General features: G+C 55.0%; 11 protein-coding genes. 6 read left to right on the top strand and 5 right to left on the bottom strand.

Annotated features, from left to right (window positions below; translation table 11 throughout):
* The first annotated feature begins 131 nt into the window (after positions 1-131).
* Positions 132-2,396: a beta-glucosidase BglX gene (gene bglX / locus ACYZTW_RS07760; RefSeq protein WP_462005719.1), complete on the top strand. Its 2,265-nt coding sequence runs from the start codon at positions 132-134 to the stop codon at positions 2,394-2,396.
* A gap of 258 nt (positions 2,397-2,654) precedes the next feature.
* Here bglX and ACYZTW_RS07765 read toward each other — a convergent pair whose 3' ends face one another.
* Entirely contained in the window at positions 2,655-3,422 is a 768-nt protein-coding gene (locus ACYZTW_RS07765; RefSeq protein WP_462004399.1) for an AraC family transcriptional regulator, read from the bottom strand.
* A gap of 109 nt (positions 3,423-3,531) precedes the next feature.
* Between ACYZTW_RS07765 and ACYZTW_RS07770 the strand changes: the two genes are divergently transcribed.
* Positions 3,532-4,347, top strand: coding sequence for a sulfite exporter TauE/SafE family protein (locus ACYZTW_RS07770; protein WP_462004400.1), 816 nt, complete (start codon positions 3,532-3,534; stop codon positions 4,345-4,347).
* A 101-nt stretch (positions 4,348-4,448) separates the two neighbouring features.
* Positions 4,449-5,621, top strand: coding sequence for a hypothetical protein (locus tag ACYZTW_RS07775; RefSeq protein WP_462004401.1), 1,173 nt, complete (start codon positions 4,449-4,451; stop codon positions 5,619-5,621).
* Positions 5,622-6,032: 411 nt separating this feature from the next.
* On the opposite strand, the gene ACYZTW_RS07780 is transcribed toward ACYZTW_RS07775, so the two are convergent.
* On the bottom strand, positions 6,033-7,022 hold the full coding sequence (locus tag ACYZTW_RS07780) for a hypothetical protein (RefSeq protein WP_462004402.1): 990 nt from the start codon (positions 7,020-7,022) through the stop codon (positions 6,033-6,035).
* Positions 7,023-7,275: 253 nt separating this feature from the next.
* Here ACYZTW_RS07780 and ACYZTW_RS07785 point away from each other — a divergent pair, with 253 nt between their 5' ends.
* Both ACYZTW_RS07785 and ACYZTW_RS07790 read left to right on the top strand, forming a co-directional pair.
* Positions 7,276-8,835, top strand: coding sequence for an McrB family protein (locus tag ACYZTW_RS07785; RefSeq protein WP_462004403.1), 1,560 nt, complete (start codon positions 7,276-7,278; stop codon positions 8,833-8,835).
* Positions 8,832-10,121: an McrC family protein gene (locus ACYZTW_RS07790; RefSeq protein WP_462004404.1), complete on the top strand. Its 1,290-nt coding sequence runs from the start codon at positions 8,832-8,834 to the stop codon at positions 10,119-10,121. The genes ACYZTW_RS07785 and ACYZTW_RS07790 overlap by 4 nt, the downstream gene beginning before the upstream one ends.
* 55 nt (positions 10,122-10,176) lie before the next feature.
* On the opposite strand, the gene ACYZTW_RS07795 is transcribed toward ACYZTW_RS07790, so the two are convergent.
* Complete coding sequence (locus tag ACYZTW_RS07795) at positions 10,177-10,722, bottom strand: BRO-N domain-containing protein (protein ID WP_462004405.1); 546 nt, start codon at positions 10,720-10,722, stop codon at positions 10,177-10,179.
* A gap of 384 nt (positions 10,723-11,106) precedes the next feature.
* On the opposite strand from ACYZTW_RS07795, the gene ACYZTW_RS07800 reads away from it, so the two are divergent.
* A complete protein-coding gene (locus ACYZTW_RS07800; protein ID WP_462000820.1) occupies positions 11,107-12,438 on the top strand; it encodes an IS4 family transposase in 1,332 nt (443 codons plus the stop codon).
* Between the two features lie 83 nt (positions 12,439-12,521).
* Here the strand turns inward: ACYZTW_RS07800 and ACYZTW_RS07805 are convergent, their stop codons facing one another.
* Complete coding sequence (locus ACYZTW_RS07805; RefSeq protein WP_008034875.1) at positions 12,522-13,772, bottom strand: ribonucleotide-diphosphate reductase subunit beta; 1,251 nt, start codon at positions 13,770-13,772, stop codon at positions 12,522-12,524.
* A gap of 518 nt (positions 13,773-14,290) precedes the next feature.
* Positions 14,291-14,605 carry a hypothetical protein gene (locus tag ACYZTW_RS07810; RefSeq protein WP_462004406.1) on the bottom strand — a complete coding sequence of 105 codons (315 nt, stop codon included), beginning with the start codon at positions 14,603-14,605 and terminating at the stop codon, positions 14,291-14,293.
* Positions 14,606-14,692: the final 87 nt, after the last annotated feature.

The raw sequence follows: 14,692 nt of genomic DNA on the forward strand, positions 1-14,692 counted from the left end.
CTCCTGAAAGCTCAATGGGTTTTCAACACCCGTCAGCAGCAATGATTGAACGTCAGCTTTCTGATTTTCAATACAAGGAAAGGTGGCGTTTCAAAGGCAGTGCGCCACAGCGTTTGTCAGGGAAGCGAATCATGAACAGATTACGTCTGCTGTGTGCCCTGATCGGTTTTACAAGTCTGCCGGTCCTGGCCGATATGGCATCGTTAAACAAAGAGGCCTTTGTCACCAACCTGATCAATCAGATGACCCTGGAGGAAAAAATCGGCCAACTACGATTGATCGCTATTGATGAGAACATGACGCCCGAAAAGATACGCCAAGAGATCACCGCCGGGCGAATCGGTGGTACGTACGGCTCTGTGTCCCGCTACGTAAACCGACCCATGCAGGACGCGGCTCAACAAAGCCGCCTGAAAATACCGATGTTTTTCGGCTGGGACGTGATACACGGCCATCGAACCATTTTTCCCATTGGCCTGGCGTTGGCCTCCAGCTGGGATATGGACGCTATCGAGTTGAGCGGTCGAACGGCGGCGAAAGAAGCCAGTGCGGACGGTATCGATTTGACCTTTGCACCGATGATAGATATCGCCCGTGATCCGCGTTGGGGGCGCACCTCCGAAGGCTTTGGTGAAGACACCTATCTGGTTTCGCGCATTGCCAAAACGATGGTTCAGGCCTACCAGGGCGCAAGCCCGAATGCACCCGACAGCATCATGGCCAGCGCCAAACACTTTGCGTTGTATGGGGCTGTTGAGGGTGGACGCGACTACAACAGCGTCGACATGGGCCTGGCCAGGATGTATCAGGACTACCTGCCACCTTATCGTTCGGCGATTGAGGGTGGCGCGGGGGCGATGATGGTGGCGCTTAACTCGATAAATGGCGTGCCAGCCGCTTCCAATGCATGGTTGATGCAAGACCTGCTTCGCAAGGCATGGGGCTTCAAGGGACTGGTCATCAGCGACCATAACGGGATAAACGATCTGGTTCAGCATGGTGTTGCGAAGAATCCTCGCGATGCTGCCAGGCTCGCGATCAGGGCTGGCGTTGATATGAGCATGAACGACTTCTCCTATGGTCCGGAGCTATCGGGGCTGCTTGAGTCTGGCGCTATTTCCCAGAGCAATATTGATAACGCGGTGCGGGAAGTCTTGGGGGCCAAGTACGACATGGGGCTGTTCGAAGACCCTTACCGGCGCATCGGCGTGGCCAGTGAAGACCCCGCTGACAACAATGCCGAAAACCGTTTGCACAGAGCGCCGGCCCGGGAGGTGGCGCGCAAGACATTGGTGCTGCTGAAGAATGAAAACGGGCTCTTGCCGCTTAAAAAAGAGGCAGCGATTGCGCTCATCGGCCCGTTGGCAAAAAGCGCGGTCGACATCATGGGCAGTTGGTCCGCAAGCGGCGTGCCCTCGCAATCGGTGACGATCTACGACGGGCTGAAAAGCGCTATGCAGAAGGGCTCGCTGATCTATGCCCGAGGCGTCAACCTCACGGAGGATCTGGAGGTTCTTAAATACCTGGGAGCATCCGAAATCGAGAACGACGCTCGTCCGGCAGCGGAAATGATTGACGAAGCGGTCAAGGCTGCACAGCAAGCCGATGTTGTGATTGCAGTGGTGGGCGAGCCCCGCAGTATGTCTCATGAAGCGGCCAGTCGAACCAGCCTCGATCTGCCGGGGCGCCAGAGTGAATTGATCACCGCCCTGAAAGCCACCGGCAAGCCGCTGGTACTGGTATTGATGAACGGCCGGCCGCTTTCCATCGGCAACGAGCAGAAGCAGGCCGATGCGATTCTGGAAACCTGGTACAGCGGTTCCGAGGGAGGCAACGCCGTTGCCGATGTCTTGTTCGGTGACTACAACCCGTCCGGCAAATTACCCATCACCTTTCCACGCTCCGTGGGGCAAATCCCGAATTACTACAGCCACCTGAACACCGGCCGCCCCTACCTGCCGGGTGGGCCTCGCAACTACACGTCTCAATATTTCGATCAATCCTATGGTCCGCTTTATCCCTTCGGCTATGGGCTGAGCTATACCGATTTCAGCCTGACCGACATGGCCCTGTCTTCGACCACACTGAACAAGACCGACAAGCTCGTCGCCAGCGTCATAGTGAAGAATATCGGCCAGCGCGACGGCGAAACGGTGGTTCAGCTGTATATCCACGATGTCGTTGGCTCCCTCAGCCGTCCGGTCAAAGAACTGAAGAACTTTCAAAAAATCATGCTCAAGGCCGGAGAAGAGAAAGCGGTCCACTTCAGCATTGATGAGAACGACTTGAAGTTCTTCAACGCTCAGTTGGAATACGCCGCCGAGCCGGGCGAGTTTCAGGTGCAGATCGGTCTGGATTCTCAGGATGTGAAGGAGCAGAGTTTTGAACTGCTATAAGGCCGAGGCATTAGCGGCAGTGGCTAATGCCAGTCAGTTGAGCAATTTCAGCCGCGACGCACTCTTTGTAGCAGCTGGCGAAGCCTGCGTTCGGCTGCGAAGCAGTCGTGAATCCGGCTGACGCGGTCTGCCTGACGTACCGCAATCTCTGGTTTTACGACTGCTTCACAGCCGAACGCAGGCTTCGCCAGCTCCTACAGATCGCATTACGGCTTAACTGACTGGCACTAGCGGCAGTGGCCTCTCTTTTTGGGCTAACTACTTCGCCCCCTCCAGCCAGACGGACGGTGCCTGCCCCAGTACGCGGCGGAACATCGTCGAGAATGCAGCGGGGCTGTCATAGCCAAAATCCAGGGCAATCCGCGTCACCGGTTCACCCACCGCCAAGCGCGCCAGTGCCAGCACCACACAGGCCCGCTGCCGCCATTGGCTAAAACTCAGGCCGGTTTGTTGGCGGAACAGGCGATTGAACGTGCGCAGGCTGATGTGCAATTGATCGGCCCATTGCTGTGGCGACTGATGGGCGTCGGGCCGCTGAACAAAGCGCTGGCACAACGGGAGCAGCCGAGCATCCGCAGGTAGCGGGATGTGCAACGGCAGGCGAGCACTGCGCGCCAGTTCGTGCAACAGCAAGTCAATCAGCGCTGCATCGCGCCCGGTCTCGGCATACTCCAGCGGGATCTCCACCGCCTCCATCAGCAAATGCCGCATCAACGGCGAAACGCTGATCACCTGGCAGCGATCCCCCAGATCCACCGCCCCCGGCTCGATATACAAACTGCGAGTACTCACCCCCAGCATCAGCACCTCGTGCGCCACTCCCGCCGGAATCCACACCGCCCGCTGTGGCGGCACCACCCAACTGCCGTCGTGCGTGCTGACCTGCATCACCCCGGTGGCGCCGTACAACAATTGCGCCCGCCGATGGGTATGACGAGGCAATAAATGGCCGTGGGAATAATCCGTACCGATGGCCACCACCGGCCGTGGCGTGTGGTCCAGCAAATCAATCGAAACATTGCGCATCGAGTAGTCCCAGCGGTTGGCGTAAACGCAAACATTATTGGCTGACTTGCTAAAGCAGGCCAAGACGCATCGTTCTATCGTCGACCGCTCCCAACAACGGACGACCCCCATGTTCTATCTCCTGCTCGCACTCTTCGGCTGCATGACCGGCATCACCGCGGTGCTGTTCGGCTTTGGCGGCGGCTTCGTCGTCGTACCATTGCTCTACCGCATGCTCATGACCAACCACGGCACAGAGGACCCCGTCGGCCAATCGGCAATGCACATTGCTGTGGCAACCTCGACCTGCGTGATGATCGTCAACGCAACGATCGCCACGGGAAAACACCGACGCGCTGGTAATCTCATTCGTCATTACCTGTGGCCGTTGGGCGGGTTCATCGGTTTGGGCGCGATCATCGGCGCGGTGGCCGCGATGCGGGCAAGTGGCGAGGTGATTCGCTACGCCTTCATCGCATACCTAGGGGTGACCATCGCGGATTGCCTGTTGCGACGCGGCTTTCTTACAGCATCCGACACCGCCATCCCACGGCGATTGGGAAGGACAGAAGTGTCTGGCGGCGGTGTAGGAATCGGCACCATCGCCACGTTTCTCGGCGTAGGCGGCAGCGTCATGACCGTGCCGTTATTGCGGCGTTGTGGGTTGAGCATGTCCCAGGCGACGTCGATGGCCAATCCGCTGAGTTTGCCCGTGGCGTTGGCTGGGACGATGACTTACATGGCCATGGCTGGTTTCACCGAGTTTGATCTTGGACCGTGGTTTGTCGGTTATGTGGATCTGCTGGCGTTTGCGGTTTTGACGGTCGGGTCGCTGCTGGGGATAAGGTTGGCTGCGCCGTGGATTGGGCGGATACCGGATAGAACCCATGCGCGGGTGTATATCGGTTTGCTGGTACTGGTGATGATCAGCCTGTGCCTGAGTTGAGTGCTGGCGACGTAGCTTTTCATCGATTCTCGGACGATGCTTCGCCATAATCCGCGGTTCTTTACCGCGAGCAGGCGCTCGTTTCATTCAAGGATGATGTGATGTTCAAAGGACTGTTTCGTCTGACCGGCATGGTCGTGCTGGTGTGCACAACATTTTCTACCGCGCTGTGGGCTGACAACGGTACTCGGGTCTACACCGGAACCGTGGGCAAAACGCCGATTGTGCTAGAGGTGAGCGCCAATGGCAGCGACGGCCGCTACTTCTACCAAAAGTACCGCGGCGATCTGGTGCTCACCGGCAATAAAGAAGGCGAAACGCTGATACTCGACGAGGGCAACCCGCCGGTCGAAAAGCGCAAGCTTCTCCCGCAATTTCGCTTGCAGCCCAAGCTGGACGGTTGGTCTGGCGAATGGATCAGCTCACAAGGCAAAAGCCTCAAGGTCGAGCTGCAGCCAGCCAAACTCCCGCCGTATCCCGCCGATGCATTGCCCTATCTCGTCAGACTCCATGACAAGGCTCCGTACGAATACCTGCGTCTGCAAGGTCTGAAACTCAAACAAGGGCGGACCGAAACGTTCATGGGTTACACGCTGCAATGGTGGAGCGAGCCACAGACTAAAACAGAAGGGTTTGAAGTGGTGTCGGGTTACACCGCTGAGGCGCGTCAGCGCATCAATCAGCAGTTGATAGCGCGGTTGTGGCAGGGCGTGATGGGGCACTTTGGGTGCTACGTCGATGGCCAAGCGAGTTACTACAATCAGACGATGCAGCCGTCGTGGATGACGCCCTCCGTGATGAGCACGACGCTCTCATTCGAGTACTACTGCGGTGGTGCTTACCCGAATCAGTACAACGAAGCGCTCAATCTTGATACCCGCACCGGAAACGCCCTGACGCTTGATGACGTGCTGTGGGTGGGGCAGGGCAAGCCCCTGCATTTCGAGCAATCCTACGACTACGATGAGCCTTCATCCGAGTCTTCCGATGCCTATTTCGACTACCGCTCCAAGGAGTTGGCGCCTTGGCTGGTGGCGCAACTGCTTAAGCTCTATCCCAAGGAAATGACGACAACGCCAGAGGGGGAGAACGACTGCGGCTACAACGAAGATTACCCTTGGCAATTTCCGGACTGGTACTTCACCGAAAACGGCATCCGGTTAGAGCCTTCCTTCCCTCACGTGGCTGCCGTGTGCCGAAACATAGGCTGGAGCGTTCTGCCCTACAGCCTCGTCAAACAACACCCCGGCGGTGTAGCACTGCAACTGCCCTGAGATTGGATTACTTATCCGCAAACCCCGGCGCTTCACGAACAATGAAGTGATCTAGGTTCTCAATATTCGCACTGAACACGGCATCCGGTTAGAGCCTTCCTTCCCTCACGTGGCTGCCGTGTGCCGAAACATAGGCTGGAGCGTTCTGCCCTACAGCCTCGTCAAACAACACCCCGGCGGTGTAGCACTGCAACTGCCCTGAGATTGGATTACTTATCCGCAAACCCCGGCGCTTCACGAACAATGAAGTGATCTAGGTTCTCAATATTCGCACTGAACACGGCATCCGGTTAGAGCCTTCCTTCCCTCACGTGGCTGCCGTGTGCCGAAACATAGGCTGGAGCGTTCTGCCCTACAGCCTCGTCAAACAACACCCCGGCGGTGTAGCACTGCAACTGCCCTGAGATTGGATTACTTATCCGCAAACCCCGGCGCTTCACGAACAATGAAGTGATCTAGGTTCTCAATATTCGCACTGAACACCCCGAACGTCTGCTCGGGGTTTTTCTTGCTCGGCACCTGCTTCAAATCCGGCGTCACACCATAAAAGAAGCAATACAACTCCTTCCCGCTCTCACTGGCGTGCTTGATCTCTTCCAGAAACGCTTTGCGCTTGCGGTAGTTGTCGATCAGCTTCTTGCTCAGGTAAACGTTGACTGAATAAGGCTTCTTCTTCGCCTCGTCCGGTTGCTTGAACCAGACCTTTTGTTCGAAATCGATACGAAAGCTCTGCGTGTAATCCTTGATCTCCTTGATCTTGCCCCAGTAAATCAGCCCCTTGTTGTCCTGCAGATACTCGATCTTCTTGAAGAACGACCCATAAGGCGCCGTGTGTTCACCAATCTTCAGCGGCATGCGCTTGAGCAATTCCTTGTCCTCGAAGTTCGACACAAAACACTCCACCGGATGGGCGAAGACACTGGTTTTGTCTGGTGCTGACTCACGACTCGGGTGCTCGACATTACTGGCCGCAGAAGGCGGTTTCGGATCGTCCCGCATCACGTCAGCCGCCACCGCCGGGTTCGACGGCTTACGCACATACTCGCGTCGCGTCAGCAACAACTCCGACGGGAAATGCTCCTCGCGACTGTCATCCGTTTCCGCACCGTCCGCGTCCACACCTGACGCCGACGCCTTGAGGCTGACATAAGGACAATCCGCAACATGGCGGGTGCTGGGCGTGTTCTTGAAGTGCGGGGTGCGCACGTAATTCACGTTCTTGGCGTTGAACGTCGTCAACACATTCGCCGTCTCGAAGGCTAAACGACAGGCATCGTTGGGGCACTGGAAATGTTCTTTGGCTGAATCGAACTCCATCGTCTCGTCGAAATTCAAATCGCGCACGTCATAGATCGACAGCTTGTCGTCGAGGCTGAGGCAGTAGGCGAGGTCGAATTTCATGGGGCTTGGGCTCTTTGTGGGATCGTTTATATAGTCGCTAAGCTCTCGTCCTGCACAGCTTTTTCGCTGCCTCGCTCGACTTCTCTGTGTGGCTTTACCAGAGATAGCAATGTGGTTACCGTTGTAGGATTAATTTCCTGTGGCTGTGCGCTGTTTCCTACGTCGAGTTTTGGAGCTTACAGCCTGTGTCGACTGTAATAGAGCAATCGCCCCGCGATACCCATTTTGCTCACGTAGCAAGGATAGCGATTCGATGACTTCGCCTGCACTTAATCAAATCTTGTTTGGCCCTCCGGGTACCGGTAAGACGTACGCGACCATCGAGGCTGCGCTGGAAATTCTTGCTCCTGACTTTCTTCAGGCCAACAAAGACGGTCGGGCAGCGTTGAAGAGGCGCTTTGATGAACTCGCGGCAGATGGGTACGTAGAGTTCGTCACGTTTCATCAAAGCTTCAGCTACGAGGACTTTGTCGAAGGTCTGCGTGCGGAAAGCGGAGAGGACGGGCAACTGCACTATGCCGTCGTCGATGGCGTGTTCAAAAGATTGTGTAACCCTGCCTTAGCCAAGGTAAAGAGCCCTGGTGTTCTATTTCAAAAGGGGGAGTCATTTGGCTCGGGATACATAGTCACGAGTGCATCCGTTGAGTTGCTAAGCTTGGTTAAACCCAATGGTAAAGAGCTACCGATTGGGATGAGTATTCTTAGCACGCTCGCTGAGTATGTGCGCGCAGGGCGGTTAACCGTCGCAGATATTCGCAACAAGCTAGTTTTTGACAAAGTGTCAGAAACTAAGCTGGAACCGTATCTCATCAATGGCTACAACAATATTTTGCCGCTATTGGTCCAGCGCATTTTGGATACCTCATCCGAAGGCGCAGAGGTCAAGGAGACAACTCAATCCAGCAGCGCACGCGTACTCATCATCGATGAAATAAATCGCGGCAATATCTCTCGGATCTTCGGTGAGCTGATTACGCTCATCGAGCCATCCAAGCGTGCAGGAGCGGATGAGGCACTAAAGGTGACGCTGCCGTATTCGAAGGATCATTTCAGCGTTCCGAGTAATGTCTACCTCATTGGCACCATGAACACCGCTGATCGTTCATTGGCCGGTCTAGATATCGCGCTGCGTCGTCGTTTCACCTTCCGGGAAATGCCGCCTAAGCCTGAGCTGCTGAAAGACGTCACCGTGGGGGAGCTCAATGTTGGCCAACTACTGATAGTGATGAATCAGCGAATCGAGATGCTGCTAGATCGAGATCATTGTTTAGGGCACGCGTACTTTATGCCGCTAGTGGAGGATTGTACGCTTGAACGATTGGGGCAAATCTTTCGCGAGCAAGTGCTCCCATTACTGCAAGAGTATTTTTTCGAAGATTGGCTACGGATTCAGTGGGTCCTTAACGATCATCGCAAGGTCCCTGAAAACCGCTTTATCGAGCAGCCGCTATTCAGCTCAGGATCTTTGTTTGGCGATCAAGTGGTGCTGACTAACCAAAATAACCAATGGCTTATCAACGAAGATGCCTTTGCTCGGATTGAGTCTTTTTGGGGTGTCATTGATCACCAAGCAGTACCTCCAAAGGTCCAGGAGGCTATCGAAGCTGAAAAAGACGGCATTCAGGTTCGTCAGCTTGAAAGCGGATCAATTGAGGTTTTAAGGTCTGGGAAGATCATCAGCCCTTCTAAACCTATTTTGCGAGAGCTTGCCGCAGCACATGGCCTGACAACACATCATGCAAGTGGTCGTGAGTTTAATACTCGCCATCTTGGTACGGCGGTTATCAGCGCATTGAAAGGCGCGACGGTGTGAAACCCGTCATCACGGTTCGCGAGTACGCGAGGCTGACGACAGATAAAGTCACTGAGCCGACGTTGGATCTTGTTCAGGTATCAGCTTCAGCCTTTGATTGGTTGTGCAAATTAAATGCTTCATTCAGCAACACTGGTGCTGCGCTGATTCAGCTTGAGAGTCGTCGTTTACTAAAACTCGATAACTACGTCGGGGTGTTGGAAACACCCTGCGGCACTCGTCTTGAAATTCTCCCCAAACATTTTGAGCGTGAAGACTGCATCAAGCAGAGTAGAGCTTTATTGAGGTGCATGATCCAAGCCTCTCTAAATTTGCCCACTCGTGAAGTTGGAGCGGCTGATCTACAAAATTTCGATGCACCGTTGAGCGAATGGATCATGGGCCGATTCCTACTGGCTCTGGATCACTTGATCAAACGAGGTTTACGCTTTGACTACCAGCGCGTAGAGGAGGAACAACGGTTCCTGCGTGGTCAATTGGATGTGGTTAAGCAAATGCGCCAACCCCCTGGGCGCCAGCACCATTTCCAGATACGACACGATATCTATTTACCCGATCGACCAGAAAACCGCTTACTCAAATTCGCGCTAGATCAGGTCTGCAAAGCAACAAAAGATGCTGGTAATTGGCGTCTGGCTCACGAGTTAAGAAGTGTGTTGTTAGAGGTTCCTACAAGCCGCAATGTGCAGCAGGATTTCAAACAATGGAGTAGCGAGCGACTGATGGCGCACTATGTGCCAGTGAAGCCCTGGTGCGAGCTGATTATCAAGCAACAGATGCCTTTGGCGGTCGCCGGGGAGTGGCATGGCATGAGCTTGTTGTTTCCTATGGAGAGGCTGTTTGAGCGCTATGTAGCTGCGGGTCTTGACAAGGATTTGCTGCAAGACGCTCGCCTTCAAACTCAAACCCGCAGTGAATATTTGTGTCAGCACAAGGGCAAAAACTTCTTCCAGCTACGGCCGGATCTGATGGTTCACTATCAACAAAAAAGCTGGGTGCTAGACACAAAATGGAAGCGGTTGAGTTCATCCGCTGAGGATAAAAGCTACGGTTTGAAGCAGTCCGATTTTTATCAGTTGTTCGCTTATGGCCACAAATACCTAGCGGGCGAGGGGGAGTTGGTGCTGATTTACCCCAGACGATCTGCATTTGATGCGCCGCTGCAGGTATTCGAGTTCGCTCCGCAGCTCACACTTTGGGTACTGCCGTTTGATATGGAACGTGGCGTATTGTTAGGGGCTCCTGAAGGGTTCCCGCTTCACTCTCAGCAACAGCAATCGGCGTGACGCTCCACGTTCCCAATCAAACGGGTGCAGAAAGCTGCACCCATTTAACGGCTTTCTAAAATAGAAATAGCCGTGAAGCTTTCCTCCACCAGGATGTTTGCTGTTGGGTCGGCAGGATGCAAGGCATGTCCCGCATCCGAATCCATGGTTCATTCTGCCAATGCAGCAAACTCAGTTGCATCTGTGGCCAATCCAAAACGCTCAAGGTCGGACGCTCAACAGTCCGCGCTGGTCTTGCGTCACGCAGTGCAGCTACAACCTGATGCGTCAGCCATTCGCGTAGTGAGCGATATTCCGGGCAATAGTGATAAACCAATAATGCATACACGCCCGATTCGCTGAGCATCAGTCGTTCCTCTGCTGCTCCGTGAGCGTGCACCAACAACATCCGTCGCTGATCTGTATCGAGTTTTCGGGACATTCGCTCATCCAAATACTTGCCCATCAGCCGCCCTATATCGCGCGCGCAAAACCAGGCTTGGTTTTCGAAGAGTAGGGCGTGGAGATGAATGTCGTGGCGAGTGAATAGGGTGGATGCGAGAGGCTCCCACTCGTCGTTCATTGGTGTGGGTAAACTTCTGGATGCGAGTTGAGTAGACATAATCCGTGACCTCTACGTATTAAGGGGGCAGGGCTAGACCCAACGTAGAGTGGAATTAAGAAATCCCAACGAGCAAAGCCGTCACCTTCGAACGACAAACCACCATAGGGTGAATTGCGCATCTGTGTGATTGACCAAGCTTTCTACGTTGGGTGTTTCTTAGGCACCTGCAATGGAGCTTAGAGGTGCTTTGAATATGGATCAACGCGGAAGCAGCTGTAAGTGCTGTAGGAGTTTTAGCGTCATAGCGTAGGGATGAAAAAAGGGTTCTCATTCCCCAATAAAAAAGCCCCGATCAGATCGTAATGCTGTTCACTTAAGCATTTGAGTCCTAGCTGGGCTTATCCGAAAATCCGATGCCAGACCTCTGGCATCGGATTTTTTATGTCTGTTCAACAGGACCTGCTCGACCTCGGCGACCTTTTCAACTTCTGCGACCTGAGCACCTTTACCCAAAACATCCCCATTGAGTGGGTAGCCTCTGCGCTGGATCTTTCCAGTCAGGCCACCATTCGCCGACGTCGCTTGCCTGCTGACCAGGTGCTTTGGCTGGTGCTCGGCATGGCGCTGTTTCGTGACGAACCCGTTCACGAGGTGGCCAGACGCTTGAACATTTGCGCCCAAGGCCTGGCCTCCGACCACCTGTTGGCCCGTAGCGGTGTAACCGAAGCTCGAAAGCGGCTCGGCGCCGATCCTGTTGAGTGGTTGTTCCGCAAGACGGGTACCCAATGGGGTGCAGAGCGCTATAGCGGTGACGCCTGGCACGATCTGCAGGTGTTCGCGGTAGACGGTGCGCTCTTGCGCACTGCGGATACGCCCGAGCTTCGGGATCACTTCGGCTCGGGAAATACTTCGACCGACCGCCAGACACCGTTTCCCATGATGCGTCTTGTGGCGTTGATGAATGTACGCTCGCACTTGATTCTGGATGCGCAATTGAGTCCCTACCGGCGCAGTGAAATGCGCTTGGCCGATGAGTTCCTGCAACAGATCCCCAACCACTCGGTGACGCTGTTCGATAAAGGGTTCTGGGGGGCTGAAATGCTGTCGAGCCTGAGCAAAGCCGGGATCAACCGTCATTGGTTGATCCCGGCCAAAAAAGGCATGGTCTGTGAGGAAGTGGCCCGTTACGGCCAGCACGACCGTTTGGTGCGCATGAAAGTCTCGCCGCAGGCTAGAAAGCGCATTCCGACTCTTCCAACGCACTGGGAAGCCCGCGAAGTCAGCTATGAAATTCAAGGCAAGCTAAAAACCGTCATGACGTCGTTGCCGGCCGATACCTACAACACCAAGGCGGTTGCCAGGCTTTATCAGGAGCGCTGGGAAATTGAATTGGGCTTCAGGGACATCAAGAGCTCGATGCAACAGAACGCAGTGACCTTGCGCAGCAAAAAAGTCGATCTGGTCTATCAGGAGGTATGGGGACTCTTGCTGGCTTACAACGTAATTCGTCGGGAAGCCAGTCAGGCGGCGGTGGCGTTTGGTCGAGCGCCATCGGACATCCGTTTCAAACCGGCCTGCCAGTACATCGCAGTCCAACTGATCGTCATGGCAGCGGCTAACCCGGTTTCAGCGACCGGGAGACGATTGGCAGAGTTGAGGGCAGGTATCGGAGGATTGTTTCTGGACCACCGCCCCAGGCCTTCGAGGCCAAGGACGGTGAAGATCTCAAAGACCCGGTTTCCAGTGGACCGTAAGGCTGCTCCGCTTAAGTGAACAGCATTACGATCAGATCGGGGCTTTGCTTTTTCGTTTTGTCGATTCAGAGTGCAATCGTAAAATCGCCGCGAGCTCGGGAATCAATCCCAGCTCAACGCCCCACCAGTCTGATACTCAATAACCCGAGTCTCAAAGAAGTTCTTCTCTTTCTTCAAGTCCATGATCTCGCTCATCCAAGGGAACGGGTTAGTCGTCCCTGGATACTCTTCTTTCAACCCAATCTGCGACAAACGACGGTTAGCGATGAACTTCAGATAGTCCTCCATCATCGCCGCATTCATCCCCAACACCCCACGAGGCATGGTGTCACGCGCGTATTCAATCTCCAGCTGAGTCCCCTGCAGAATCATCTGGCTCGCTTCTTCCTTCATCTCAGCATCCCACAAGTGTGGGTTTTCGATTTTGATCTGGTTGATCACGTCGATGCCGAAGTTCAGGTGCATGGATTCGTCGCGCAGGATGTATTGGAACTGCTCGGCGACGCCGGTCATTTTGTTGCGACGGCCCATGGAGAGGATCTGGGTGAAGCCGCAGTAGAAGAAGATGCCTTCCAGAACGCAGTAGTAGGCGATCAGGTTGCGCAGCAGTTCTTTGTCGGTTTCGACGGTGCCGGTTTCGAACTTCGGATCGGAGATCGAACGGGTGTATTTGAGGCCCCAGGTGGCTTTTTTCGCGACCGATGGGATCTCGTGGTACATGTTGAAGATCTCGCCTTCATCCATGGCCAACGATTCGATGCAGTACTGGTAGGCGTGGGTGTGGATCGCCTCTTCGAACGCCTGGCGCAGGATGTACTGGCGGCATTCCGGGTTGGTGATCAGGCGGTACACGGCCAGCACCAGGTTGTTGGCAACCAGGGAGTCAGCGGTGGAGAAGAAGCCGAGGTTGCGCATGACGATGCGGCGCTCGTCGTCGGTCAGGCCTTCCGGGTCTTTCCAGAGGGCGATGTCGGCGGTCATGTTGACTTCTTGCGGCATCCAGTGGTTTGCGCAACCGTCCAGGTACTTCTGCCAGGCCCAGTCGTACTTGAACGGTACGAGTTGGTTGAGGTCGGCGCGGCAGTTGATCATGCGCTTTTCGTCGACGGCCACACGGGCGGAGGCGCCTTCGAGTTCGGCGAGGCCTTCGGCGATGTCGAGGTTGTCCAGGGCAGCTTTGGCACGGGCGATTGCGGCGGAGTCGGACGCGGTCACAGCGCGGGCTTCTTGAGCCGCGACGCCACCAGCGGTGTCGAGGCGGTCCATGTTGGCTTCAGTTGCGTGGCCGGCGTTGGCGCCTTTTACCACGGTTTCGCCGCTGTCTTCTTTGTCGAATTCGTCCCAGCTCAGCATGACGTGTCGTCTCCTGCGTGAGGGCCAGATGCCCGTGTGAAAACTGATAGGTTGGTTTTTCACACGGCCGTACTGGCCGCGTTGGATAGCGTTTTTTGCAGCGGTACACGCAGGCAAATAAACATAATTTTGTACGGGGTTCCGAGAGCCTCTGACGGGCGCCGAAATAGGTGAAGACTTCGGCGTGGGCTTCAGACTGGCTGTTATCCCTGTAAGGGAATATTGCAGGCCCGTTTAAGCCGGCATTATAAGGAAATTTTTGCGGCCGTGGTGGGGCGAATCGGCGCATGGAGCGGTCGAGACGGAGGGTTTTTCGGTCGGAGCGAGGGTTTACAGGGCTTTGGCTGGATGTCGCGAGTGAAGATTTTTTTTCATAAATTTTGGCTAGCCATTTTTTTGTTCAAAAAACAGCCAAAAAACAGCGTTTTTCACTACATGTTGTGTTTTGAGTCACGTTTCGATGCCCCCAGACACAACTAAGCCCGACCGAAGTCGGGCTGTGAAGTCGCACTCAATGATCAGCTGAGACGCGCCGCACCAACGTGGTCTGCACCATCCGCAGCTACCTTGGCTGCACCGGTGTGATCGAAGCCGTCGGCAGCGACTTTGGCAGCGCCAGTGCGATCAAAACCATCAGAAGCAAGTTTGGCAGCACCCGTGTGATCGGAGCCATCGGAGGCGAAAGACGCCGAGCCGGTATGGTCGTAACCGTCAGAAGCGACAGCCGCTTGCGTGCTGTAAGCAGCCGAGCCAGTGCGGTCGTAGCCGTCAGCGGCGAAGGTGTTAGCGGCCAGGACGGAGAGGGTCAGGGCGAGGATCAGTTTGGTTTTCATGGTAGTGGCTCCAGGTTCATTGGCGTTTTGTGCCTTGGTATGGAATTCATACTACGCCAGATAATTTGATTAAAAAGCGCAAATAAA

Source organism: Pseudomonas sp. LB3P25 (assembly GCF_054897985.1).

Excerpts from the sequence above, each read along its gene's own strand:
- ACYZTW_RS07795 (WP_462004405.1), bottom strand. The coding sequence starts at position 10,722 with ATGTCTACTCAACTCGCATCCAGAAGTTTACCCACACCAATGAACGAC.
- ACYZTW_RS07785 (WP_462004403.1), top strand. The coding sequence starts at position 7,276 with ATGACTTCGCCTGCACTTAATCAAATCTTGTTTGGCCCTCCGGGTACC.
- ACYZTW_RS07800 (WP_462000820.1), top strand. The coding sequence starts at position 11,107 with ATGTCTGTTCAACAGGACCTGCTCGACCTCGGCGACCTTTTCAACTTC.
- ACYZTW_RS07775 (WP_462004401.1), top strand. The coding sequence starts at position 4,449 with ATGTTCAAAGGACTGTTTCGTCTGACCGGCATGGTCGTGCTGGTGTGC.
- ACYZTW_RS07780 (WP_462004402.1), bottom strand. The coding sequence starts at position 7,022 with ATGAAATTCGACCTCGCCTACTGCCTCAGCCTCGACGACAAGCTGTCG.
- ACYZTW_RS07805 (WP_008034875.1), bottom strand. The coding sequence starts at position 13,772 with ATGCTGAGCTGGGACGAATTCGACAAAGAAGACAGCGGCGAAACCGTG.
- ACYZTW_RS07765 (WP_462004399.1), bottom strand. The coding sequence starts at position 3,422 with ATGCGCAATGTTTCGATTGATTTGCTGGACCACACGCCACGGCCGGTG.
- bglX (WP_462005719.1), top strand. The coding sequence starts at position 132 with ATGAACAGATTACGTCTGCTGTGTGCCCTGATCGGTTTTACAAGTCTG.
- ACYZTW_RS07810 (WP_462004406.1), bottom strand. The coding sequence starts at position 14,605 with ATGAAAACCAAACTGATCCTCGCCCTGACCCTCTCCGTCCTGGCCGCT.
- ACYZTW_RS07770 (WP_462004400.1), top strand. The coding sequence starts at position 3,532 with ATGTTCTATCTCCTGCTCGCACTCTTCGGCTGCATGACCGGCATCACC.